Source organism: Stenotrophomonas sp. NLF4-10 (assembly GCF_022359915.1).
In the GTDB taxonomy this organism is placed as follows: domain Bacteria; phylum Pseudomonadota; class Gammaproteobacteria; order Xanthomonadales; family Xanthomonadaceae; genus Stenotrophomonas; species Stenotrophomonas daejeonensis.
This window is the reverse complement of the sequence record NZ_JAKSEE010000003.1, coordinates 644,365-666,429: the sequence shown is the minus strand read 5'-3', so window position 1 is coordinate 666,429 and position 22,065 is coordinate 644,365. Positions and strand designations below refer to the sequence as shown.

Annotated in this window: 18 protein-coding genes; 4 read left to right on the top strand and 14 right to left on the bottom strand. The window is 69.8% G+C overall.

The window, feature by feature from the left end; all coding sequences use genetic code 11:
- Nucleotides 1–154: 154 nt before the first annotated feature.
- Nucleotides 155–1,450, bottom strand: a complete 1,296-nt coding sequence (gene aceA / locus MIC98_RS03090; protein WP_239735441.1) for an isocitrate lyase — start codon at nucleotides 1,448–1,450, stop codon at nucleotides 155–157.
- A 192-nt stretch (nucleotides 1,451–1,642) separates the two neighbouring features.
- Nucleotides 1,643–3,271, bottom strand: a complete 1,629-nt coding sequence (gene aceB / locus MIC98_RS03085) for a malate synthase A (RefSeq protein WP_239735439.1) — start codon at nucleotides 3,269–3,271, stop codon at nucleotides 1,643–1,645.
- Nucleotides 3,272–3,378: 107 nt separating this feature from the next.
- Between aceB and MIC98_RS03080 the strand changes: the two genes are divergently transcribed.
- Nucleotides 3,379–4,347: a LysR family transcriptional regulator gene (locus MIC98_RS03080; protein WP_057640355.1), complete on the top strand. Its 969-nt coding sequence runs from the start codon at nucleotides 3,379–3,381 to the stop codon at nucleotides 4,345–4,347.
- A 143-nt stretch (nucleotides 4,348–4,490) separates the two neighbouring features.
- Here MIC98_RS03080 and MIC98_RS17105 read toward each other — a convergent pair whose 3' ends face one another.
- The 6 genes from MIC98_RS17105 to arfB form a co-directional block, all read right to left on the bottom strand.
- Nucleotides 4,491–6,974, bottom strand: coding sequence for an EAL domain-containing protein (locus tag MIC98_RS17105; RefSeq protein WP_239735438.1), 2,484 nt, complete (start codon nucleotides 6,972–6,974; stop codon nucleotides 4,491–4,493).
- A gap of 137 nt (nucleotides 6,975–7,111) precedes the next feature.
- Entirely contained in the window at nucleotides 7,112–8,254 is a 1,143-nt protein-coding gene (lldD, locus tag MIC98_RS03070; RefSeq protein ID WP_057640353.1) for an FMN-dependent L-lactate dehydrogenase LldD, read from the bottom strand.
- A gap of 66 nt (nucleotides 8,255–8,320) precedes the next feature.
- On the bottom strand, nucleotides 8,321–10,474 hold the full coding sequence (gene dcp / locus MIC98_RS03065) for a peptidyl-dipeptidase Dcp (RefSeq protein ID WP_057640352.1): 2,154 nt from the start codon (nucleotides 10,472–10,474) through the stop codon (nucleotides 8,321–8,323).
- A 163-nt stretch (nucleotides 10,475–10,637) separates the two neighbouring features.
- Nucleotides 10,638–12,077 (bottom strand): deoxyribodipyrimidine photo-lyase, encoded by a 1,440-nt coding sequence (locus MIC98_RS03060; protein WP_057640351.1) that lies wholly within the window; start codon nucleotides 12,075–12,077, stop codon nucleotides 10,638–10,640.
- Between the two features lie 3 nt (nucleotides 12,078–12,080).
- Entirely contained in the window at nucleotides 12,081–12,665 is a 585-nt protein-coding gene (locus MIC98_RS03055; RefSeq protein WP_239738007.1) for a lysophospholipid acyltransferase family protein, read from the bottom strand.
- Nucleotides 12,666–12,701: 36 nt separating this feature from the next.
- Nucleotides 12,702–13,133, bottom strand: a complete 432-nt coding sequence (arfB, locus tag MIC98_RS03050) for an alternative ribosome rescue aminoacyl-tRNA hydrolase ArfB (protein ID WP_239735431.1) — start codon at nucleotides 13,131–13,133, stop codon at nucleotides 12,702–12,704.
- Between the two features lie 110 nt (nucleotides 13,134–13,243).
- On the opposite strand from arfB, the gene MIC98_RS03045 reads away from it, so the two are divergent.
- Entirely contained in the window at nucleotides 13,244–13,633 is a 390-nt protein-coding gene (locus MIC98_RS03045) for an MAPEG family protein (RefSeq protein WP_239735429.1), read from the top strand.
- Nucleotides 13,634–13,825: 192 nt separating this feature from the next.
- Complete coding sequence (locus tag MIC98_RS03040; RefSeq protein WP_239735427.1) at nucleotides 13,826–14,362, top strand: transposase; 537 nt, start codon at nucleotides 13,826–13,828, stop codon at nucleotides 14,360–14,362.
- Nucleotides 14,363–14,503: 141 nt separating this feature from the next.
- Here MIC98_RS03040 and MIC98_RS03035 read toward each other — a convergent pair whose 3' ends face one another.
- From MIC98_RS03035 to MIC98_RS03025, 3 genes are read right to left on the bottom strand one after another with little or no spacing between them, the layout of a single operon-like run.
- The gene (locus MIC98_RS03035) at nucleotides 14,504–15,241 is read right to left on the bottom strand and encodes a pseudouridine synthase (protein WP_239735425.1); all 738 of its coding nucleotides are present in this window, start codon (nucleotides 15,239–15,241) and stop codon (nucleotides 14,504–14,506) included.
- On the bottom strand, nucleotides 15,238–16,896 hold the full coding sequence (gene ubiB, locus MIC98_RS03030; RefSeq protein WP_239738005.1) for a ubiquinone biosynthesis regulatory protein kinase UbiB: 1,659 nt from the start codon (nucleotides 16,894–16,896) through the stop codon (nucleotides 15,238–15,240). Before ubiB ends, MIC98_RS03035 begins: the two co-directional genes overlap by 4 nt.
- Nucleotides 16,897–16,901: 5 nt before the next feature.
- On the bottom strand, nucleotides 16,902–17,552 hold the full coding sequence (locus MIC98_RS03025; protein ID WP_239735424.1) for an SCP2 sterol-binding domain-containing protein: 651 nt from the start codon (nucleotides 17,550–17,552) through the stop codon (nucleotides 16,902–16,904).
- Between the two features lie 209 nt (nucleotides 17,553–17,761).
- Between MIC98_RS03025 and ddlA the strand changes: the two genes are divergently transcribed.
- Complete coding sequence (ddlA, locus tag MIC98_RS03020; protein WP_239735422.1) at nucleotides 17,762–18,865, top strand: D-alanine--D-alanine ligase; 1,104 nt, start codon at nucleotides 17,762–17,764, stop codon at nucleotides 18,863–18,865.
- Nucleotides 18,866–19,098: 233 nt separating this feature from the next.
- Here the strand turns inward: ddlA and MIC98_RS03015 are convergent, their stop codons facing one another.
- The 3 genes from MIC98_RS03015 to oleC all read right to left on the bottom strand — a co-directional run bounded on the left by MIC98_RS03015 (nucleotide 19,099) and on the right by oleC (nucleotide 21,978).
- Nucleotides 19,099–19,254 (bottom strand): DUF1328 domain-containing protein, encoded by a 156-nt coding sequence (locus tag MIC98_RS03015; protein WP_083490082.1) that lies wholly within the window; start codon nucleotides 19,252–19,254, stop codon nucleotides 19,099–19,101.
- An 88-nt stretch (nucleotides 19,255–19,342) separates the two neighbouring features.
- Nucleotides 19,343–20,329 carry a 2-alkyl-3-oxoalkanoate reductase gene (gene oleD, locus MIC98_RS03010; protein WP_239735419.1) on the bottom strand — a complete coding sequence of 329 codons (987 nt, stop codon included), beginning with the start codon at nucleotides 20,327–20,329 and terminating at the stop codon, nucleotides 19,343–19,345.
- Complete coding sequence (gene oleC, locus MIC98_RS03005; protein WP_239735408.1) at nucleotides 20,326–21,978, bottom strand: olefin beta-lactone synthetase; 1,653 nt, start codon at nucleotides 21,976–21,978, stop codon at nucleotides 20,326–20,328. The genes oleD and oleC overlap by 4 nt, the downstream gene beginning before the upstream one ends.
- Nucleotides 21,979–22,065: the final 87 nt, after the last annotated feature.

Here is a 22,065-nt window from a genome sequence, read left to right as displayed (position 1 = left end):
GTAATCCCCGCTCCTGCGGGTCATCCGGGCAGCATAGCACCGGTGAAAGCGTGCGGCACATCGCAATCCGCGGGGACTGCGCGCACATTTCGATACGGAAACGGGCGGCCAGCAGGCCGCCCGTTCCTCCATCCTCCCGGCCGCTACGGACCGGTCAGGCGGCCGCCCGGTCGCCGTGGAACTGCTCCTCCTCGGTGGAGCCGGTCAGCGCGGTGGTCGAGGACTGGCCCTGCTGGATCGCCTGGGTCACCGCGTCGAAGTAGCCGGTGCCGACCTCGCGCTGGTGCTTGACCGCGGTGAAGCCCTTCTCGGCGGCGGCGAATTCGGCCTCCTGCAGCTCGACGAAGGCGCTCATCTGCCGGCGCGCGTAGCCGTGGGCCAGGTTGAACATCGAGTAGTTCAGGGCGTGGAAGCCGGCCAGGGTGATGAACTGGAACTTGTAGCCGTAGGACGCGATTTCCTTCTGGAACTTGGCGATCGTGGCGTCGTCCAGGTTCTTCTTCCAGTTGAAGCTCGGCGAGCAGTTGTAGGCCAGCAGCTTGCCGGGGTACTTGGCGTGGATCGCCTCGGCGAACCTGCGCGCGAACTCCAGGTCCGGCTTGCCGGTTTCGCACCACACCAGGTCGGCGTAGGGCGCGTAGGCCAGGCCGCGGCTGATGGCTTGGTCCAGGCCGTTGCGGGTCTTGAAGAAGCCTTCGACGGTGCGCTCGCCGGTGGTGAACGGCTGGTCGTTGCCGTCGATGTCGCTGGTCAGCAGGTCGGCGGCCTCGGCGTCGGTACGCGCCACCAGCAGGGTCGGCACGCCCAGCACGTCGGCGGCCAAGCGCGCGGCGTTCAACTTCTCGATCGCCTCGCGGGTCGGCACCAGCACCTTGCCGCCCATGTGCCCGCACTTCTTCACCGCGGCCAGCTGGTCCTCGAAGTGCACGCCGGCGGCACCGGCCTCGATCATCGCCTTCATCAGCTCGAAGGCGTTGAGCACGCCGCCGAAGCCGGCCTCGGCGTCGGCCACGATGGGCTGCAGGAAGTCGGTCTCGTCCTTGCCCTCGGCGTGGTGCAACTGGTCGGCGCGCAGCAGGGTGTTGTTGATGCGCTTGACCACCGCCGGCACCGAGTCGGCCGGGTACAGCGACTGGTCCGGGTACATCTGCCCGGCCAGGTTGGCGTCGGCGGCCACCTGCCAGCCGCTCAGGTAGATGGCGTTGAGGCCGGCCTTGACCTGCTGCATGGCCTGGTTGCCGGTCAGCGCGCCCAGCGCGTTGACGAAATCCTTCTCGTGCAGGTAGTTCCACAGTTTCTCCGCGCCCAGCCGCGCGAGCGAGTGCTCGACGTGGACGGTGCCGCGCAGGCGCACGACGTCGGCGGCGGTGTAATTGCGGGTAACGCCCTTCCAGCGCGGGTTGGTGTCCCAGTCGTGCTGGATCTGTTCGGCGGTCGGCAGCTTGCTCATGGGGGTTCTCCAGTGGGATTGGGGTGGCGCGGGGTTTGTGTAGGAGCGCACCTTGGTGCGCGATGGGGCTTCTCTCGATTCCTGCACCGGGGAAGCGCGTAGATGCGGGGCTTGCCCCGCATGGCGCTTTCCCGGTAATGCCTCGTGCGGGGCAAGCCCCGCGCCTACGAGAGCGGTTTCACGAGGGCCGGGTCAGTCGATCTGCCGGTAGGCGGGCAGGGTCAGGAACTCGGCCAGCTCGTCGGCATGGCTGAGTTCGTCGAGCAGGGCGATGGCCTGCGCGATGCGGGCGCCGCCGGGCAACGCCGAGGTGTCGCCGAGCCGGGCCGGCAGCGCGCGCAGGCTGGCGTCGAGCAGGGCGAAGTCGATCGCGGTGCCGTCGTCCAGGTGCTGGTTGCCGGCGTGCAGCCATTGCCACAACTGGCTGCGGCTGATCTCGGCGGTGGCCGCGTCCTCCATCAGGTTGTGGATCGGCACGCAGCCGTTGCCGTCCAGCCAGGCGGCCATGTAGCGCACGCACACCTCGACGTTGTTCTCGAAGCCGGCGCGGGTGATGGTGCCGGTGCAGGGGGCGATCAGGTCGTCACGCGTCACCTGCACGTCGCGGCGCAGCACATCGTGCTGGTTCGGCGTGGGCATGTGCTCGTCGAAGATCGCCCGCGCCACCGGGATCAGCGCCGGGTGCGCGACCCAGGTGCCGTCATGGCCTGCGCTGACCTCGCGCAGCTTGTCCGCGCGCACCCGCGCCATCGCCTGCTCGTTGGCGGCAGCGTCGTGGTTGATCGGGATCTGCGCGGCCATGCCGCCCATCGCATGCGCGCCGCGCCGGTGGCAGGTCCGGATCAGCAGTTCCGAATACGCCTTCAGGAACGGCTGGGTCATCGTCACCTGCCCGCGCTCGGGCAGCACCTTGTCGGCGTGGCGGCGGAAGGTCTTCAGGTACGAAAAGATGTAGTCCCAGCGCCCGCAGTTCAGGCCGACGATGCGCTCCTTCAATGCGTGCAGGATCTCGTCCATCTCGAACACCGCCGGCAACGTCTCGATCAGCACCGTGACCTTGATCTGCCCGTGCGGCAGCCCCAGCATGCCCTCGATGTGCGACAGCGCGGTTTCCCACAGCGCCGCCTCCTCCATCGACTGCAGCTTGGGCAGGTAGAAGTACGGGCCGCGCTGCTTGCGCATCAGCGCGCGGGCATTGTGGAAGGCGAACACCGCCGCGTCGAACAGGCCGCCGGCGATCGGCTGGCCGTCCACCCGCACGTGCTTCTCGTCCAGGTGCCAGCCGCGCGGGCGCACGATCAGCACCGCCTGCTCCTCGTAGGGGCGCAACGTGTAGTGCTTGCCATTGGGTGCGGTGTAATCCAGATCGCCGCGCACTGCCGCGGACAGCGCCTGCTGCCCGGCCAGCAGGTTGCGCCACGTGGGCGAGGTGGAATCCTCGAAGTCGGCCATGAACACCTTGGCGCCGGAGTTCAGCGCGTTGATGACCATCTTCGGGTCGGTCGGGCCGGTGATCTCGACGCGGCGGTCGGACAGCGCGGCCGGGATCGGCGCCACCTGCCAGTCACCTTCGCGGATGGCGGCGGTGTCGGCGCGGAAGTCCGGCAGCCCGCCGCCGTCGAAGAACGCCTGGCGCTGGCGGCGCGCGGCCAGTCGCGCCTGCCGCTCCGGCTCCACCGCCCGGTGCAGCGACACCAGCAGCGCCAGCACCCCGGCCGGCAGCAGCGCCGACTGGCCGGCGAGCCGCTCGGTCACGGTGATGCCCGGCGTCGGGCGGACGGCGTGGGCGGTGGCGGGAATGGCGGAGGCGACGGCGGACATGGCGGAACCCTGCGTTTGTCGGGGAGCTCCACCGTGCTGCGCAATCAATTATTCGACAATGCAGTTTTTGCAATGCGATATATAAATTGTGCTAATAGTGTCTCGCCATGCCTGCGAAGAAACCCGCAAACCCGCGTTTTTCCTACAAATCCGACCGACTCAAGCCGCTGCGCGCGTTCTGCCAGACGGTCCGGCTGGGTTCGGTTTCACGTGCGGCCGAGGCGCTTTTCGTCAGCCAGCCGGCGGTGAGCCTGCAGTTGCAGGCACTGGAGCGGGAGCTGGGGGTAGTGCTGTTCGAGCGCAGCGGGCGACGGCTGGTGCCCAGCCGCGAGGGCCAGCTGCTGTACGAGATGGCACAGCCGCTGGTGGAGAGCCTGGACGGGCTGGAAGCCGGCTTCCGCGACAAGGTGCGCGGGCTGGACGCGGGCGAGCTGACGATCGCCGCGAATTCCTCGACCATCCTCTACCTGCTGCCGAAGATCGTCGAGGATTTCCGCCGCCGCCACCCCGACGTGCGGCTGGCCCTGCACGACGCGATCAGCGCCGACGGCAACGAGCTGCTGCGCAGCGATGCCGCCGACCTCGCCGTCGGCTCGATGCTGGACGTGCCGGCCGACCTCAGCTACGCGCCGGTCTACGACTTCGAGCAGGTGCTGATCGCCCCCCACGGCCACCCGCTGGCCGACAAGCGCGAGTTGACGCTGGAAGATCTTTCGCCCTGGCCGCTGATCCTGCCGCCGAAGCGGCAGATCACCTGGCGGCTGGTGGACCTGGTGTTCCAGCGCCACCGCGTGCCCTACACCGTAGCGCTGGAAGTGGGCGGCTGGGAGGTCATCAAGCAGTACGTGGCGATGGGCATGGGCATCTCCATCGTCACCGCGCTGTGCCTGAACGACGGCGACCGCGAGCGGCTGGCGATCCGGCCGATGGCGCGCTATTTCCCCAAGCGCAGCTACGGGGTGACGGTACGCCGCGGCAAGGTGTTGTCACCGCAAGCGCGCGCCTTCATCGAGCTGATCCGCCCGGACCTGTTCGCCCCGCGCCAGTACGACGACACCGGGCATTCGGAGCGCTGAAGCCGCCAATGGACCCCGTGAGCCCGTGCCGGGCAAGCCCGGCACCCACGGTGAATGCCGGCTTCCCGTAGATGCGGGGCTTGCCCCGCATGAAGCCTTCCCGGTGAAGCGCCCGGCACCTGCGAAAGCATGCCGCAGCTGCCTCAGCAACCGGCCAGCGCGTCGGCCGCCCATTCCGCCGCCGGGCGCGGGCGGCTGAAGACGTAGCCCTGCAGCAGCCGGCAGCCCAGCTCCTGCAGCAGTTCGATCTGCGCTTCGGTTTCCACGCCCTCGACCACCACGTCCAGTTCCAGGTCGCCGGCCATCGAGACGATGGCGCGCACGATCTTGCGGTCCGACGGGCTGTCGAGCAGGCGGCGCACGAAGGACTGGTCGATCTTGATCAGGTTGACCTGGTAGCTGGACAGGTAGCCCATCGAGGAATAGCCGGTGCCGAAGTCGTCGATGGCGATGCGCACGCCCTGCCCGCGTAGTTGTTCGAGCACGGCGGCCACGTGCTGCTGGTCGCCCAGCAGCATGTCCTCGGTCACTTCCAGCACCAGCCGCTGCGGCGGCATGCCGACCTCGGCCAGCACCTGCGCCAATTGCGCCGGGAAATCGCTGGCGTAGATGTCGCTGACCGACACGTTCACCGCCAGGTAGGGACTGCACGGGTTGCCGAGGTGCGGCAGGAAGGCCCGGCAGGCGCTGCGCAGGATGCAGCGGGTGAGCGCGCCGACGTGGCCGGTCTCGACCGCGGCGCGCACGAACTCCGGCGGCGGGATCCAGCCCAGCTCCGGGTGCCGCCAGCGCGCCAGCGCCTCGTAGCCGGCGACGCAGCCGCGCTGGATGTCGTGGATGGGCTGGTAGTGCACCTCGATCTGGCCGTGCTCGATCGCCTCGGGCAGGCCGGCCTCGATCCGGAACTGGCGCGCGGCGCGCTCGTGGATGCCGCGGTCGAAGACCACCAGCCCCGCGCCGCGGTTGCGCTTGGCCTCGTACATGGCGGCGTCGGCCTCGCGCAGCAGGCTGCCGGGGACCAGCCCGTGCAGCGGCACGGAACTCAGGCCGAAGGCCGCGGTGATCGGGATGCGCCGGCCGTTGATCAGGAACGGCTGCTGGAACAGGGCATCGCACAGCGCGTGCAGCCGCTGCAGGCCGGCCGCGTCCGGCAGCCGGGCCATGATGACGAAGGCATCGCCGCTGAACCGCACCAGCGTTTCCCGCTCGCCGCAGCACTGCCGCAGGCGCCCGGCCACCGCCACCAGCACCTTGTCGCCGAAGGCATGGCCATAGGTGTCGTTGACCAGCTTGAAGCGGTTCAGGCCGAGCATCACCAGCGCCACCCGCTCGTCCTCGGCGGCGGCCTGCGGCAGCGCCTGCAGTCGCTCGGCCAGGCCGTTGCGGTTGCGCAGGCCGGTTAGCTCGTCGTGCGTGGCCTGGTGGTGCAGCGCGCGCTGGCGCGCGGCCTGCATGCGGTTGCGCACCACCAGCCCGACCACCACCAGCAGCAGCATCAGCACCACCACGACGATGGCCAGCAGCTGCGCGCGGTATTCGCGGGCGAAGATCGACGGCGGTGCGTTGACCAGCGTGCTGCCGGCGGGAAGGGCGCGCATGTCCACGCCCAGCCGGCGCAGCTCCGCGGTGTCGAACAGCAGCGCCAGCGGCGTTTCGCGCACCAGCGGGATGCCGGCGGCGGCCTCACCGGCCAGCAGCCGCCGCGCCATCGCCGCCTGCTGGCGGCCGGTTTCCAGGCCACTGTTCATGTAGCCGCCGATCGCACCGTGGCCCACCGCCGTGTCCAGGTCGCTGTACACCGGCAACCCGGTGCGCGCGCGCAGCCAGGCCGGCACGAACTCCGGCTCCAGCGGCAGCTCGCCGGCGCGCACCGGCAGGCTGCCGAGGGCGAAGACCAAGGTGTCGCCGGGCAGCCGCGGCAGCCGTGGCGCCACCTGTTCCAGCCACGCGGTCCGCCAGTGCTCGGCCCCGGGGTGGCCGGGCAGCCGCGCCAGCGCCGCATCGACGGTGTCGCGCAGCGCCGCGCCGTTGTCGTCGTCGGGGGTGATGAACAGCAGCCGGCGCGTATGCGGGTGCAGCTTCAGCGCGATGTCGAGGGTGCGGGTGAGGTCGAAGCGTTCGAGGATGCCGGTGACGTTCGTGCGCGTGCCGATGATGGGTTCCGGCGCCGCGTTGAGGCCGCTGAACACCACCGGGGTGTCGCCGAACAGGGCCGCGTGCTGCATGACGAAGGCCAGCGCATCATCGTCCACGGTGGCGACCAGGTCGAAGCGCTGGCCGGCGTACTTCCCGCCGAGGTAGTCGGTCAGGCGCTGGCGCTGCGCGGCATCGGGATGGCGCTTGGCGTCCATCCATTCGACATGGAACACCGGTCGCTCGCCGGCACCGCCCCACTCGCGCAGGCCGTCGAGGATGCGCTCCTCCCAGCTGAAGCCGGGGTGGTAGGACAGCAACACCAGCACCTGCGGCCGCGCGGACTCCGCGGCCGGCGGGGCCGCCGCGGCCGCCGTGGCGAACCCGCACGCGCACGCCAGCCACAGGCAGGTGAGCCAGCGCCATGCGCGTGGTTTCAGCACCGGCAACGGGCTGGACGACGGCGATGGCGTGGGCGATGGGTCAAGGCGCACGGAGCATCCTGCAATCGGACTGGACCGGGGGAGAGCATAAGCCCTGCCTACGACCACGACATGGCCCTGAGGTACTGCTTGGCGGCCTGCCTTCGATCCGCCATCCGGCGTCGTCGGTCCGCGGCCGCCAACCTGTTTCAGCCGGGAATCCGCGCCAGCGAATCGCGGCCGATGTCGGCGATACGGCGCGCGCCGGTCAGGGTCATCGCCACGCGCATTTCCGCCGCCATCAGGTCGAGCAGGTGGGCGACGCCGCGTTCGCCCTGCGCAGCCAGCGCATAGACGAAGGCGCGGCCAAGCAGCACCGTGTCGGCGCCGAGGGCCAGCATGCGCACCACGTCCAGGCCGCTGCGGACGCCCGAGTCGGCGAGGATCTTCAATTCGCCCCGCACCGCATCGGCGATGGCCGGCAGCGCCCGCGCGGTGGACGGCACGCCGTCGAGCTGGCGCCCGCCGTGGTTGGACACCACGATGCCGTCGGCGCCGAAGCGCACCGCGTCGCGCGCGTCCTCCGGATCGAGGATGCCCTTGATGAGCATCGGCCCCTTCCAGAACGCGCGGATCCATTCCAGGTCCTTCCACGAGATCGACGGGTCGAAGTTGCCCGCCAGCCAGCCGATGTAGTCCTCCAGCCCGGTCGGGTCGCCGCGGTAGGCGGAGATGTTGCCCAGGTCGTGCGGACGGCCGCGCAGGCCGACGTCGAACGCCCAACGCGGATGGGTCGCGGCCTGCAGGTAGCGGCGCAGCGCCGCGTGCGGGCCGCTCATGCCCGAGTGCGCATCGCGGTAGCGCGCGCCCGGCACCGGCATGTCCACGGTGAACACCAGCGTGGCCACGCCCGCGGCCTGCGCGCGCTCCAGCACGTTGCGCATGAAGCCGCGGTCGCGCAGCACGTACAGCTGGAACCACATCGGCCGCTTGATCGCCGGCGCCACTTCCTCGATCGGGCACACCGACACCGTGGACAGGGTGAACGGCACGCCGCGGCTGTCGGCCGCACGCGCGGCCTGCACCTCGCCACGGCGCGCGTACATACCGGTCAGGCCGACCGGCGCCAGCGCCACCGGCATCGCCAGCGTTTCGCCGAACAACCGGGTTTCCAGGCTCAACTCGGCCATGTCGCGCAGCACGCGCTGGCGCAGCGCGACGTCGGCCAGGTCGGCGACATTGCGCCGCAGCGTGTGCTCGGCATAGGCGCCGCCGTCGATGTAGTGGAACAGGAACGGCGGCAACCGGCGGCGCGCAGCGGCACGGTAATCGGTGGAGGCGGAGATGATCATGGCCCAGCCGTGGAATGGCCGATGCGGAACGGGAGGGTCGCCCCTCCCGTTCCCGCGGCGCGGCGCTTACTTCAGCCCGCGGTTCTTCAACAGCGCTTCCACGCTCGGGTCCTTGCCGCGGAACTCGCGGTAGGCGGTGGCCAGGTCGCGGGTGTTGCCGATGGACAGGATCTTGTCGCGGAACACCTGCCCGTTCTCGCGGGTCAGGCCGCCGTTCTCCTCGAACCACTCGAAGGCGTCGTCGTCGATCATCTCCGCCCAGAAGTAGGCGTAGTAGCCGGCCGAATAGCCGCCACCCCAGATATGGTCGAAGTAGCTGCTGCGGTAGCGCGGCGGCACCTGCGGCAGGTCGACCTTGAAGCGCTTGAGCGCGGCGGCCTCGAAGGCGTCCACATCCTGCAACGGCGCGTCGGCGCCCTGCGTGTGCCAGGCCAGGTCGAGCAGCGCCGCCGACAGGTATTCGGTGGTGGCGTAGCCCTGGTTGAAGGTGCGGGCCTTGGCGATCTTGTCCACCAGCGCCTGCGGCATCGCCTCGCCGCTCTGGTAGTGCCTGGCGTAGTTGGCGAACACCTTCGGGTCAGACGCCCAATGCTCGTTGAACTGCGATGGGAACTCGACGAAATCACGCGGTACGCCGGTGCCGGCCACGCTCGGGTACTTCGTGTTCGAGAACATGCCATGCAGGGCGTGGCCGAACTCGTGGAACATGGTGGTCACGTCATCCCAGCTCAGCAGCGCCGGCTGCCCGGCGGCGGGCTTGGTGAAATTGCACACGTTGTAGACCACCGGCTTGGTGCCGGTCAGGCCGTCCTGTTCGACGAACACGTCCATCCATGCGCCGCCGCTCTTGCTGTCGCGCTTGTAGTAGTCGGCGTAGAACAGCGCCAGCGGCTGGCCGTCGGCGTCGCTGACCTCGAACACGCGCACGTCCGGGTGGTACACCGGGATGTCCTTGCGCTCCTTGAAGGTGATGCCGTAGAGCTGGTTGGCGGCGAAGAAAACGCCGTTCTGCAGCACGTTGTCCAGCTCGAAGTACGGCTTGATCTGCGATTCGTCGAGGTCGTACTTGGCCTTGCGCACCTGCTCGGCGTAGAAGTCCCAGTCCGAGGCGGTGGCCTTGAAGCCACCGTTCTGGGCGTCGACCACCTTCTGGATCTCGGCCAGCTCGCCGCGCGCCTTGGCGGTCGCCGCCGGCACCGTGTCGGTCAGCAGCTTCAGCGCGTTGGCCGGGGTCTGCGCCATCTGGTCGCCGAGGTTGTAGGCGGCGTAGTTCGGGAAGCCAAGCAGCTTGGCCTTGGCCGCGCGCAGTTGCGCCAGGCGCTGGATGATCTTGCGGGTATCGTTGGCGTCGCCCTGCTCGGTGCGGGTTTCCGAGGCTTCCAGCACTTTCGCGCGCAGGTCACGATCCTGCAGCGACATCAGCACCGGCTGCTGGGTGGTGTTCTGCAGCGCCAGCACCCACTTGCCGTCGAGCTTGCGGCCCTTGGCGTCTTCCTCGGCCGAGGCGACGTCGCCATCGCTCAGGCCGGCCAGTCGCGCCTTGTCATCGACCACCACCGCGCCGGCGGCGGTGGCCGCGACCAGCTTGTTGTGGAAGTCGTTGGCGAGGGTGGCTTCCTCGGCGTTGTACTGCTTCAGCGTTTCCTTGTCGGTGTCGCCGAGCTGGGCACCGGCCTTGACGAAGCCCTTGTAGGTTTCCTCGACCACGCGCAGCTGCTCGGCGTCCAGCCCGGCCTCGGCGCGGCCGTCGTACACTGCCTTCACCCGCTCGAACAGCTTGGCGTCGAGGTGGATCGCGTCGCCGTGCGCGGCCAGCTTCGGGATCACCTCTTCCTGGATCTTCTGCCGCTCCGGGTTGGTGTCGGCCTGCACCACGCTGAAGAACACGCGGCTGGTGCGGTCGAGGATGGCACCGGACTTCTCCAGCGGCAGCAGGGTGTTGTCGAAGGTGGCCGGCGCGGTGTCGTCGGTGATCCGCTTGATCTCGGCCAGCTGCTGGCGCATGCCTTCCTCGAAGGCCGGCAGGTAGTCGCCGTCCTTGATCTTGTCGAAGGCCGGCGCCTGGAACGGCAGCGTGCTGGCGGCCATGAACGGGTTGGTCGAGGCCTCGGCCGGCTGCCCGGCGGTGCTGTCGGTATTCACGGGTGCGTTGGACTCCTTGCCGGAACAGGCCGCCAGCGCAAGGCTGATGGCAGCGGCCAGAATGACGGTGCGCGACATGGAACGTGCTCCTGCGTAGTGTGCGGTGAAACCGCAAACCCTACTCCTTCGCGCCATGGCTGGCATGTGCCGATGGTGGCGGCAATGCTGCCCCGGCAGGAGCGCACCTTGGTGCGCGATGGGGCATTCCCGGTAGAGCCCCATCGCGCACCAAGGTGCGCTCCTACCGCTGCACCGCGCCGCGGCGCAGGCTGGCGAAGGCGTCCAGCGCATCGGCGCGGCCGGCGGCCAGGTCCACCTGCGGCCGTGGCGGATACCCCGGCGCCAGCCGCCGCGCCGGTTCCGGGTGCTCCCACGGCGCGAAGCACGCCGGTGGCGGCAGACCCGCCAGTTCCGGCACCCAGCGCGCGATGTAGGCCCCATCCGGGTCGAAGCGGCGCGCCTGGGTGGCCGGGTTGAACACGCGGAAGTACGGCGCCGCGTCGGCGCCGGTACCCGCGCTCCATTGCCAGCCCTGGGTGTTGTTGGCCAGGTCGGCGTCCACCAGCGTGTCCCAGAACCAGCGCGCGCCATGCCGCCAATGCTGGCGCAGGTGCTTGGTCAGCCAACTGGCCACCAGCATGCGCACGCGGTTGTGCATCCAGCCGGTGTGCCACAGCTCGCGCATGCCGGCATCGACGATCGGCACGCCGGTGCGGCCATGTCGCCATGCTTCCAGCAGCGCTTCGTCCGGAGCCGCCCAAGGGAAATCGTCGAAGCGCGGGTCGAGGTTGCGGTCGGGCGTTTGCGGGTAGTGGTGCAGCACGTGGTGGGCGAACTCGCGCCAGCCCAGTTCGGCGAGGAAGCGGTCGCGGTCGGCCTCGCCGATGGCGTCGCCCATGGCCAGCACTTCGGCCACCACGCGCCGCACCGACACTTCGCCGAAATGCAGGTGCGGCGACAGCCGCGAGGTGCCGGCCTCGGCGGCGAAATCGCGGGCCTGCGCGTAGCCGTGCAGTGCGTCGTCGATGAACCGCCGCAGCGCCGCGCGCGCGCCTTGCTCGCCGGGTGTGAAGCGCTGCCAGAAGCCGGCGTCCCATGCCGGGGCCGGGGTGGGCATCAGTTCGTCCAGTCGCTCGCCGGCGGGCAGGTCTGCATGTGCCAACGATGGCAACCGTGCCGGCGCATCCCATGTCGCCGGCACCCGCCATGCCGCGCGCGCGGATTTCCAGAACGGCGTGAACACCCGGTACGGGTCGCCCTGCCGGGTCGCCAGTTCCCACGGCTCGAACAGCAACGCGCCATTGAAGCTTTCCGCATGCAGGCCGATCTGGCGCAGGTCGCGCTTGATCCGCGCGTCACGCTGCTCGACGGCCGGCTCGTAGCGCCGCGTCCACAGCACCGCTTCGGCACCGGTGCGCGCGGCCAATGCCTGCAGGGCATCGAGCGTGGGCCCGCGCAGCAGCAACAGGCGCGAGCCGCGGCGTTCCAGTTCGCTGGCCAATGCCGCCAGCGAGCGCCGGCGCCATGCGTGCGACGCGGCGCCGGGCGCCCATGCGCCCTCTTCTTCCGGCGCATGGATGTAGACCGGCAGCGGCGACAGGCCGCGTTGCAGCGCCGCGCGCAGGGCCGGCTGGTCGTCCAGGCGCAGGTCGTCGCGCAGCCAGACCAGCGCGATGCCCATCGTTCAACCCGTGCCGCGGTTGCGGCCCCGCCACGGCCGGTACCACTGGCGGATGGCGGCCATGTCGGCGGCATCGTCGCCGCTGGTGTGGAACGGCGGGCCGAAGCCGATGGTCTTTTCCGGGTAGTGGAAATAGGCCGGCACGATCGGCACCTGCGCCATCCGCGCGATGCGGATGAAGCCGGTCTTCCAGTCCTTCACCGGCTTGCGCGTGCCTTCCGGCGCCAGCGCGAACCAGATGCGCTCGTTGTCCCGGATCATCGCCACCGCCTGCCCCACCGTGCCCTGCGGCGAGCTGCGGTCCAGCGGCACCACGCCGAACCGGCGCAGCACCGTGCCCAGCGGCCACCAGAACAGCTTGTCCTTGCCGAGGATGCGCGCCTCCACGCCCAGCGCCAGCTTCGCCGCCAACCCCCAGATGCCGTCCCAGTTGGACGAGTGCGGCGCGGCGATCACCACCGCCTTGCGCAGGTCGGGCAGCGGCCCGGCCACGCGCCAGCCGCCCAGGCGCAGCACGTTGCGCCCGAGCCAGCGGCCGAACGCGGTGGAGCGGCCGCGCGGCACGCTCGGCGGGACCGGTGGCACCACCGGCGGGCTGTGGTGCGATGGGGCGTTGTCCAAGCGCTACTCCCAGTTGCGTTGCGAACGGCCGCGCTTGATCTGCGCGCGCCCCTTTTTCTCGTCCAGCCGGCGCAGCCTGGAGCCATAGGTCGGCTTGGTCGCCACCCGCGCCTTCGGCACCGCCAACCCCGCGCGGATGAACGCGACCAGCCGCTCGCGCGCGTCGACACGGTTGCGTTCCTGGGTACGGAAGCGCTGCGCATCGATCACCAGCACCCCCGCGTCGGTCAGGCGCCGGTCGCGCCGTGCCAGCAGCCGCGCGCGCAGGGCATGCGGCAGCGACGGCGAGCCGGCCACGTCGAAGCGCAGCTCGACCGCGCTGGATACCTTGTTGACGTTCTGCCCGCCGGCACCGCTGGCGCGCACGAAGCGCTCGACGATCTCCGTTTCCGGAATCGCCAGCGTGGCATCGACGATGAGTTGCGGGGTGGTCATCGCCGCCGATTGTATCGGGCGCGTCGTCGCCTCGTACCGGGTATGGCCGGTGCGCGACGCCAGGCGGCGCTTCGGCTAGGCTGGCCACTTCCCTTGCGAAGGAGCTGGCCATGTCGATCGCCTACTGGTGCGTGCTGGTTGCCGCGGTGCTGCCTTATCTCTGGGCGGTGGTCGCCAAGGCGATCCGGCCCGGCTACAACAACCGCAACCCGCGTGCGTGGGCCGCCAAAAGCAATGACTACCTGGTGCAGCGCGCCCATGCCGCGCACCTGAACGCCTTCGAGGCGTTCGCGCCGTTCGCCGCCGGCGTGGTGCTGGCGCAACTGGCCGGGGTGGACGCGCAGACGGTCAACGGGCTGGCCCTCGCCTTCGTCGCCTTCCGCGTCCTGCACGGCCTGTTCTACGTCGCCGACAAGCCGCCGCTGCGCAGCCTGGCGTGGCTGGGCGGCTTCGCCTGCGCGCTGGCGCTGATCGTGCTGGCCGCGCTGCGGGCCGGCTGAAATCTATTCGTAGGTCGAGGCTACGCCCCCGACAGCACCCTGCCGGACAGGGTTCCCGAATACCGGCCGAACAGCCCGCCGGGGTCGTAGCCCCGGCCTACGACTCCGGCATGGCGTGCCTCTTCGCAAAGTCGCCGAATACCCGAGGGTATCCAACGGCATCCGCCGATACCCGGCAGTCCATATCCGGCAATGGCGCGCGTCGAACAACGCATCGACGCTGCCTCCATGCCACGCTATCGCCGCCACTTCATGGAAGGCCAGACGGTTTTCCTGACCTTGGCCACCGCCGGGCGCAGGCCATGGCTGGCAATCCACAACGCCCGCGACATCGTGCTCGATGCATTGCGCCAGACCCGCGGCCATCATCCGTTCACCCACAAGGGCCATGTCCTGCTCGACGACCACCTGCACCTGTTGCTCGCCCCACGCGTCGGCGTGGCGATTCCCGGTCTGGTGGGCAGTTTCAAGCGCGCGGCAATGGCCCGGCTTTCCGCCGAAACCGGGCGACGGCTGTGGCAACCCCGCTACTACGACCACATCATCCGTGACGACGCTGATTTCGCCCGTCATCTGGACTACCTGCATTTCAATCCGGTCAAGCATGGACTGGTCGAGGATGCGATGGATTGGCGGTGGTCAAGCGTGCACGCATGGAAGGCACGCGGCATCTACCCGGAAGGTTGGGGGAAACGTGAGCCGGAACGAATCCGGTGCATGACGGAGTAGCCTGTGCGCCGGGGGCGTAGCCCCGGCCTACGCCATGCCGGACATGGTTTCACGGCTGCCAGCCAGGGTAGGTCGGCCCTACGTGGCCGACGCGGGCAACCTTCGACGTGGGGAGCGTCGGGGGCATAGCCCCCTGAAGCCCTATGGCGCTTCGTTCCAGCCCAGCAGCTGGAACGCCTTGCGGAACTCCGCATCCAGCGGCGCGACCACTTCGATGCGGCGGCCATCCTGCGGATGCGGGAACGCCAGCCGCTGCGCGTGCAGCAACATGCGGTGCACGCCGTGCATGCGGAACGTGCGGTTGTGGCGGCCGTCGCCGTGGCTGGTGTCGCCGATCAGGTGATGGAACACATGCTTCAAATGCCGCCTGATCTGGCGGAAGCGGCCGGTCTGCGGCTGGCAGCGCAGCAGCGCGTAGCGCGAGGTTTCAAAGCCGTTCGAGGGCACCGGCAATTCGCCGGTCGACAACCGCTGGAAATGGGTGATGGCCTGTTTCTTCACCGGCTTGCCGGGGCCGCCGTCGAGATCATGATCGACGGTGAAGGCTTCTTCCGCCGGCCAGCCACGGCAGATGGCCAGATAGTCCTTTTCCACTTCGCCGCCCATCAGCGTCTTGCCCAGCGCGCTGGCGGTGTCGCGGTCGAAGGCCAGCAGCAGGCAGCCGCTGGTGGCGCGGTCGAGGCGGTGCACGAGGAAGATCGGCCGGCCCAGCTGCTCACGCAGGCGGTCGGCGAGGAAATCGTCCTCGCCACGGGCCAGCTTGCTGTCGTGGACCATCAGCCCGGCGGGCTTGTCCACCACCGCTAGCCACGGGTCTTGGTACAGCAGCGGCAGCGGTTCGGAAACGATGTCCGCCGCGGCCTCCGTGGCTTCACTCACCGGCGCAGCCACGCCGATGCCAGTGCCAGCATGCCCACGCCGCCGCAGATCCACGACCACAGCGGCATCGACGCCAGTTGCGGGCCGCTGGCGTGCAGGCCGTGCAGCAATGCGGCGACCACCAGCAGCCCGGCGCCGCCCACCGCGGTGACCACGCGCCGCTGCAGGCGCTTGAGCGTGCCGTCGAGGTTGACGATGTCCTGCGAGCGCATCGCCAGTTCGTGCTTGCCCTGCACCTGCTGGCTCAGCCAGCTGTGCAGCAGCGCCGGCATGTCCGGCGCCTGGGTCATGATTTCCGGCAGGCGCTTGCCCAGCTCCTTCAGCGCGCGGCGCGGGCTGTAGCGCTCGCGCAGGATGCGTTCGAGCACCGGCTTGGCCACCGCCCAGATGTCCAGCTGCGGGTCGAGCTGGCGGCCGACGCCCTCGATGTTCAGCAGCGTCTTCTGCAGCAGGATCAGCTGCGGCTGCAGGGTGAGCTGGTAGCGCTGCGCGGTGCGGAACAGCTTGACCAGCACCTCGGCCAGCGAGATCTGCGACAGCGGCCGGGTGAAGTACGGCTCGCACACCGCGCGCACTGCCGCCTCCAGCTCGTCGATGCGCACCGTGGCCGGCATCCACTGCGCCTGCAGGTGCAGTTCGGCGATGCGCCGGTAGTCGCGGTTGAAGATGGCCATGAAGTTCTCGGCCAGGTAGAACTGGTCCTGTTCCGAGAGCTGGCCCATGATGCCGAAATCCAGCGCGATGAAGCGCGGGTTGTCGCGCCGCGCCGGGTCGGTATCGACCCAGATGTTGCCGGCGTGGGCGTCAGCGTGGAAGAAGTTGTCGCGGAACACCTGCGTGTAGAACACGCGCACGCCCTTGGCCGCCAGCGCCTTGCGGTCGATGCCGGCCGCGTCCAGCGCGGCGACGTCGTCCGACGGGATGCCCCACACCCGTTCCAGGGTCAGCGCGCGCTCGGCGGTGTGGGTCCAGATCACCTCCGGCACGTACAGGTCGCCCGAATCCAACCAGAAGCGGCGCAGCACGCTGGCGTTGGCGCCTTCGCGCTGCAGGTCCAGCTCGGCGGCCAGCGTGGTCTCGATCTCGGCGACCACCTCGCGCGGGCGGATCTTGTCGGCGCGCGGGTGGGTGCGCTCGACCAGGGCGGCCAGCGACTTGAGCAGGGCGATGTCGCCGGCGATCTGCTTCTCGATGTCCGGGCGCAGCACCTTGACCACCACCTGCCGGCCGCCGGGCAGCGTGGCTTCGTGCACCTGCGCGATCGAAGCCGAGGCCAGCGGCGTGGTGTCGAAGCTGGCGAACGCCTCGGTGATCGGCAGGCCCAGCGCCTGTTCGACGATCTGCAGCGCGCGTTCGCCGTCGAACGGCTGCACGCGGTCCTGCAGCAGGGTCAGCTCGGCGGCGACATCCGGCGGCACCAGGTCGCGGCGGGTCGAGAGGATCTGCCCGAACTTGACGAAGATCGGCCCCAGCTCCTGCAGCGCCAACCGCAGCCGCGCACCGCGCGACAGGCTGGCGATGTCGCCGCGCGCACGCGGCACGAACGGCTTGGCCAGCCGCAGCCAGCGCTCGACCGGGGTGCCGTCGAGCAGCGCGTCGAGCCGGTAGCGCAGGATCACCCGGCCGATGCGGTTGGCGCGGAACATCGCGCGCACCGCCTTCATGCCCGCGCCCCGCTGCGCTGGCGCAGCCGCGCCACCCGCGCGGCCAGCCGCTCCACGTCGTCGCGGACCACGTCCACGTCGTCGTGGAAGGCCTCCAGTTCGGCGCGCGGCACCACGTCGCGCGACTCCTCGGTGACGTATTCGGCCGCGGTGCGCGCCAGGTCCTTCGCACCGCGGCCGGCCTGCGCCAGCGCCGTGCGCAGGGCCTGCGCCACCTGCACGCCCAGCACCTCGCCGAACACGCCGACGAACGGCTGCTGCCAGTCCGGGTCGAAGCGCGTGGCCAGCTGCTGCAGGCGCCGCGCCAGCTCGGCATCGCCGGACACCTTCACCCGCCCGCCCGGCGCATGGCCGGCGCGGCGCGCATTGGCCATGAACGGCAGTTGCGCCAGCACCCCGCCAAGGGTGCTGCGCACCGCCAGATCCGGCTCGCGCGCGGCGTCCACCGGGCCCACCGTCAGCTGCTGCCCGTCCACGCCGACCTGCATCGCCAGCGGCGGCGATTCCAGGGTCAGGGTGATGCACTGGCCGTCCAGCGGGGCCAGCGCGGCGCGGGTATCCGGGTCCAGCGCCAGCGCGTGGTTCAGCGCCCTTTCCAGCGCGCGGCCGGCCAGCGGCTTGATGAAATCGAGAGGGGAGGCAGACATGGGCGGCATTCTACCGAAGCGGGGAACCGGGAATGGGGAACCGGGAATGACGGATTGCCGTTTGCCGGAGGTTGCCGTGCAGCCGGGCAAGCGGGTGAACGCACGGGGTGCCCGGCAAACCCGCATTCCCCGTTCCCTGTTCCCCATTCCCGGCCGTTCCCCCATGCTATGCGTACCCGCATCAGCGCAATCGGCAGGAGCAACAGGCAATGGGCAAGACCCGGGTGGGCATCATCTTCGGCGGTCGTTCGGCCGAGCACGAGGTCTCGCTGCAATCGGCGAAGAACATCCTCGACGCACTGGACAAGCAGCGCTTCGACGTCAGCCTGATCGGCATCGACAAGCAGGGCCACTGGCACGTCAGCGACCCGCAGCAGTTCCTGCTCAACGCCGAGGACCCGGCGCGCATCGCGCTGAACCGCTCCGGCAACGCGGTGGCGGTGCTGCCCGGCCGCGAGCAGGCACAACTGGTGCCTTCCGACCCGGCCACGGCGCTGGCGCAGATCGACGTGGTGTTCCCGATCGTGCACGGCACCCTCGGCGAGGACGGCTCGCTGCAGGGCCTGCTGCGCATGGCCAACCTGCCGTTCGTCGGCTCCGGCGTGCTCGGCTCGGCGGTGGCGATGGACAAGGACGTGGCCAAGCGCCTGTTGCGCGACGCCGGGCTGCCGGTGGCGCCGTGCGTGTGCTTCAACCGCTCCAGCGCGGCCGCGGCCGACTATGACGCGCTGGTGGCGGAGCTGGGCACGCCGCTGTTCGTCAAGCCGGCCAACCAGGGCTCCTCGGTGGGCGTGAGCAAGGTGCGCGATGCCGGCGAGTTCCACGCGGCGATGGCATTGGCGCTGTCCTTCGACCACAAGGTGCTGGTGGAGTCGGCTATTGCTGGGCGCGAGATCGAGTGCGCCGTGCTGGGCAACGACCACCCCGAGGCCAGCGTCTGCGGCGAGGTGGTGGTGCACGACGACTTCTACGCCTACGACACCAAGTACATCAGCGCCAACGGCGCCGAGACGGTGATTCCGGCCGATATTCCTGCCGAAGCGCAGGAGCGCATCCGCGCCATCGCCATCCGTGCCTACCAGGCGCTGGACTGCGCCGGCATGGCGCGGGTGGACGTGTTCCTCACGCCCTCCGGCGAAGTGGTCATCAACGAGATCAACACCCTGCCCGGCTTCACCCGCATCAGCATGTATCCAAAGCTGTGGGGCGCCAGCGGGCTGGACTACACGTCGCTGATCACGCGCCTGCTCGAACTGGCGCTGGAGCGCTACGCCTCCGACAAGGCATTGCGCAGTTCGATCACCCCGGCCTGAGTTTTCGAGCCCCTCTCCCATCGGGGCGATGCCGCACGGCTTGCGCGCCATTGGCGCGTGTGCGGTTGAGCGCCCACGCCGCTGGCGTGGGCCGGGGCGCGGAGCGGGGGTTGGGGTGAGGGGCAATGGTGTCCCGATGGCTCAAACATCATGGACTCCGATCGCCCCTCATCCGCCCCTTCGGGGCACCTTCTCCCGCTGGGAGAAGGTGCATCAAAAACTTTGCAAAGCAGTCAGGTTTTCTTGCGGAACAGCGAGATCACCGCAAGGATCAGGAACACGACGAACAGGATCCAGGCGATGTTGCTGGCCGCGCCGGCAATGCCGGAAAAACCCAGCAGGCCGGCAATGATGGCGATGACGAAGAACACGACGGCGTAATGGAGCATGGCGATGTCCCGGTTGCAGAATCAGGGCTCCATGCTCGGCAATTCGCGGTGGTGGCACGGTGACGGAAACGTGATCGCCGCATGATGGTCAGCATGCCGCGGCCAGGCGCCGCAGCCCTTCGGCGATCGACACCCGCGGCACGTAGCCGAAATCGCGCCGCGCCGGCTCCATCGAGTACCAGTGCGGCGTGCACAACTGCTCGGCGAGGAAGCGCGTCATCGGCGGCTCGCCGCGCAGGCGCAGCAGCGGCCAGGCCTTCTCGCAGACCGCGCCGATACGGTAGGCGGCCTTGAACGAAATCGACTTCTCCACGGCGGGCGCGCCCACTGCCGCGAGCAGCTTGTTGAGCAGCTCGCGCATCGGCAGCGGTTCGCCGTTGGAGATGAAGTAGGCCTTGCCGGCGCAGGCCGCGCCCACCGCCAGATGGTCAAAGGCATCGAAATGCGCCTGCGCGGCGTTGTCGATGTAGGTGGTGTCCACCTTGTTCAGGCCGTCGCCGACGAAGCGCAGGCGGCCCTGTCGGGCGCGTTCGGCCAGCCGCGGCACCAGTTGCTGGTCGCCCGGCCCCCAGATCAGCCGTGGACGCAGCGCCACCGTCGCCAGCTGCGGGCCGTTGGCGGCCAGTACTTCCTGCTCGGCAATGGCCTTGGTCGCGGCATACGGCGCCTGGAAGTCCTCGCCATACGGCACCTCGTCCGCGCCCAGCCCTTCGACCGGATGCGTCGCGCGGTGGGTCACGCTGGGCGTGGAGGTGTAGACCAGCTTGCCGATGCCGTGCGCATGGCAGGCTTCCAGCACGTTGCGGGTGCCGGCCACGTTGGCGTCGAAATAGCTGTCGTAGCTGCCCCATGCGCCGGCCTTGGCGGCGTTGTGGAACACCGCGTCGACGCCGGCGGCGGCATGGTGCACGGCATTGGCGTCGGCCAGGTCGCCGCGGATCTGGCCCACGCCCAGCGCGGCCAGCGCCGGGTAGTGGCCGCGGTTGAAGCTCAGCACTTCGTGGCCGCGTTCGACCAGCCCGCGGCACAGCGCTTGGCCAAGGAAACCACCGCCGCCGGTGACGAGGATCTTCATGCGTGTTCCTTCAATTGCGTGGCGGCCCATACGGCAAGCTTCTCGCGGCCGATCTTGGCGTTGTGGCGGATGTCCACCGGGAACGCCGGATGGCGCAGGAAGTGGCCGATGCCGGCCAGTTTCGGATGGCGTGCAGCCAGCGCACTCAGTTGCGGTTCGATCACGGCCGCATCGGCACCGGGCAACAGTTCGTAGCACAACACCGGAAGTTGCCGGCCGTGTTCGCCCACACCCACCAGCGCGGTGCGGCGCACGCCCGGCACGGTATTGAACACCGGCTCGGTCTGCTCGGTGTACAGCGGCCCGGCGGCGGTTTCCACGCGCTGGGTCTTGCGCCCGCAGAACCACAGCCGGCCCTGCGCGTCGAACCAGCCGACGTCGCCCATGCGGTGCACGATGCGCTCGCCGCCATCGGCCAGCCCCTCGCGGATCTTCGCCGCGGCGGTGGCCTGCGGGCGGTTGTAGTAGCTGTCGGTGGCGGTGGGGCCGGCCACGGTGATCTCGCCGACCTCGCCCGCCGGCAGTTCGCGCACGCCGCTCCAGTCGGGGATCGGCGCATCGTCGATGGCGATGATGCGCACCACGTTCGGCGCCACCACGCGGCCGACGCAGGTGCCGGCGCCGGCCTCCGTCGCCTCGCGGGTGGCTTGCAGCTCGCGGCCTTCGATCACCGCCACCGGCAGGCATTCGGTGGCGCCGTAGGGCGTCCAGAACTGCGCGTGTTCGGGCAGCAGTTCGCGCATCTTCGCCACGGTCTGTGGCGGCACCGGCGCGCCGGCCGAGGTCACGCGGGTCACGCCCGGCAGCGGCTGGCCATGTTCGGCCAGCACCCGCATCAGCGCCGGCGAGCCGAACAACTGGGTCACGCCGAAGCGGGCGATGGCGTCATGCAGCTTGCGCGGATCGGCGCTGCCCGGTCGGGTCGGGTCCATGTCCGGGATCACGCTGGTCAGCCCCAGCGCCGGGTCGAACAGCGCGAACGGCGGGAAGGTCGGCAGGTCCACGCCGCCGGCCTGCATGCCGAAAGCATTGCGCAGCAGCTCCACCTGACCGACGAAATGGCGGTGGCGATAGACCACGCCCTTGGGTACGCCGGTGGAGCCGCTGGTGAACAGGATCGCAGCCATGTCGTCCGGCGCGGTATCGGCCAGTTGGCTACCCGCGCCGGCACCGACGGCCTCGATCTTCGCCAGCGTGGTGCCACCCCAGCCCCAGCGCGTGCCGACGGTGACCAGCCGCGTGGCCGATTTCGCCCAGCCCAGCAGCAGCCGCGCCATGTGCGCCAGCGGGATGCCGACGAAGGCTTGTGGCTGCGCTTCGTCCAGGCACTGGCGCAACGCGCGCCTGTCGATGCCCGGATCGACCAGCACCGGCACCGCGCCGCTCTTGAACAGCGCGAACATCAGCAGGAAGAACGCCGGCCCGGGCCGCACCATCACCACCGTGCGCACGCCGCGGCCGATGCCGTGGGCAGCCAGCCCGGCAGCGATGGCGTCGCTGCGCGCATTCAGGGTGCGGTAGTCGAGGGTGACGTCGTAGGCGGCCATGCCGCCGGCACCGGGCTTGCCGGGGCAGCGGATGGCGATTTGCCCGGGGCGTTCGCGCGCCAGCTCGGGCAGACGCGCGGCGATGTTGCAGGGTTCGTTCATCTTCCTATTGTCGCCGCTGCGGAAACTTCTTGCGCGCGGCCCGGTGGCGTGGAAAATTTCCCGCCCGCCTCTTTCCAGCAGCCGCCC

Coding starts and splice junctions, on each gene's coding strand:
- oleD (WP_239735419.1), bottom strand. CDS start 20,329: ATGAAGATCCTCGTCACCGGCGGCGGTGGTTTCCTTGGCCAAGCGCTG.
- MIC98_RS03060 (WP_057640351.1), bottom strand. CDS start 12,077: ATGGGCATCGCGCTGGTCTGGCTGCGCGACGACCTGCGCCTGGACGAC.
- dcp (WP_057640352.1), bottom strand. CDS start 10,474: ATGTCGCGCACCGTCATTCTGGCCGCTGCCATCAGCCTTGCGCTGGCG.
- oleC (WP_239735408.1), bottom strand. CDS start 21,978: ATGAACGAACCCTGCAACATCGCCGCGCGTCTGCCCGAGCTGGCGCGC.
- MIC98_RS03025 (WP_239735424.1), bottom strand. CDS start 17,552: ATGTCTGCCTCCCCTCTCGATTTCATCAAGCCGCTGGCCGGCCGCGCG.
- aceB (WP_239735439.1), bottom strand. CDS start 3,271: ATGTCCGCCGTCGCCTCCGCCATTCCCGCCACCGCCCACGCCGTCCGC.
- ddlA (WP_239735422.1), top strand. CDS start 17,762: ATGGGCAAGACCCGGGTGGGCATCATCTTCGGCGGTCGTTCGGCCGAG.
- MIC98_RS03015 (WP_083490082.1), bottom strand. CDS start 19,254: ATGCTCCATTACGCCGTCGTGTTCTTCGTCATCGCCATCATTGCCGGC.
- lldD (WP_057640353.1), bottom strand. CDS start 8,254: ATGATCATCTCCGCCTCCACCGATTACCGTGCCGCTGCGCGCCGCCGG.
- MIC98_RS03040 (WP_239735427.1), top strand. CDS start 13,826: ATGGCGCGCGTCGAACAACGCATCGACGCTGCCTCCATGCCACGCTAT.
- arfB (WP_239735431.1), bottom strand. CDS start 13,133: ATGACCACCCCGCAACTCATCGTCGATGCCACGCTGGCGATTCCGGAA.
- MIC98_RS03045 (WP_239735429.1), top strand. CDS start 13,244: ATGTCGATCGCCTACTGGTGCGTGCTGGTTGCCGCGGTGCTGCCTTAT.
- MIC98_RS03080 (WP_057640355.1), top strand. CDS start 3,379: ATGCCTGCGAAGAAACCCGCAAACCCGCGTTTTTCCTACAAATCCGAC.
- aceA (WP_239735441.1), bottom strand. CDS start 1,450: ATGAGCAAGCTGCCGACCGCCGAACAGATCCAGCACGACTGGGACACC.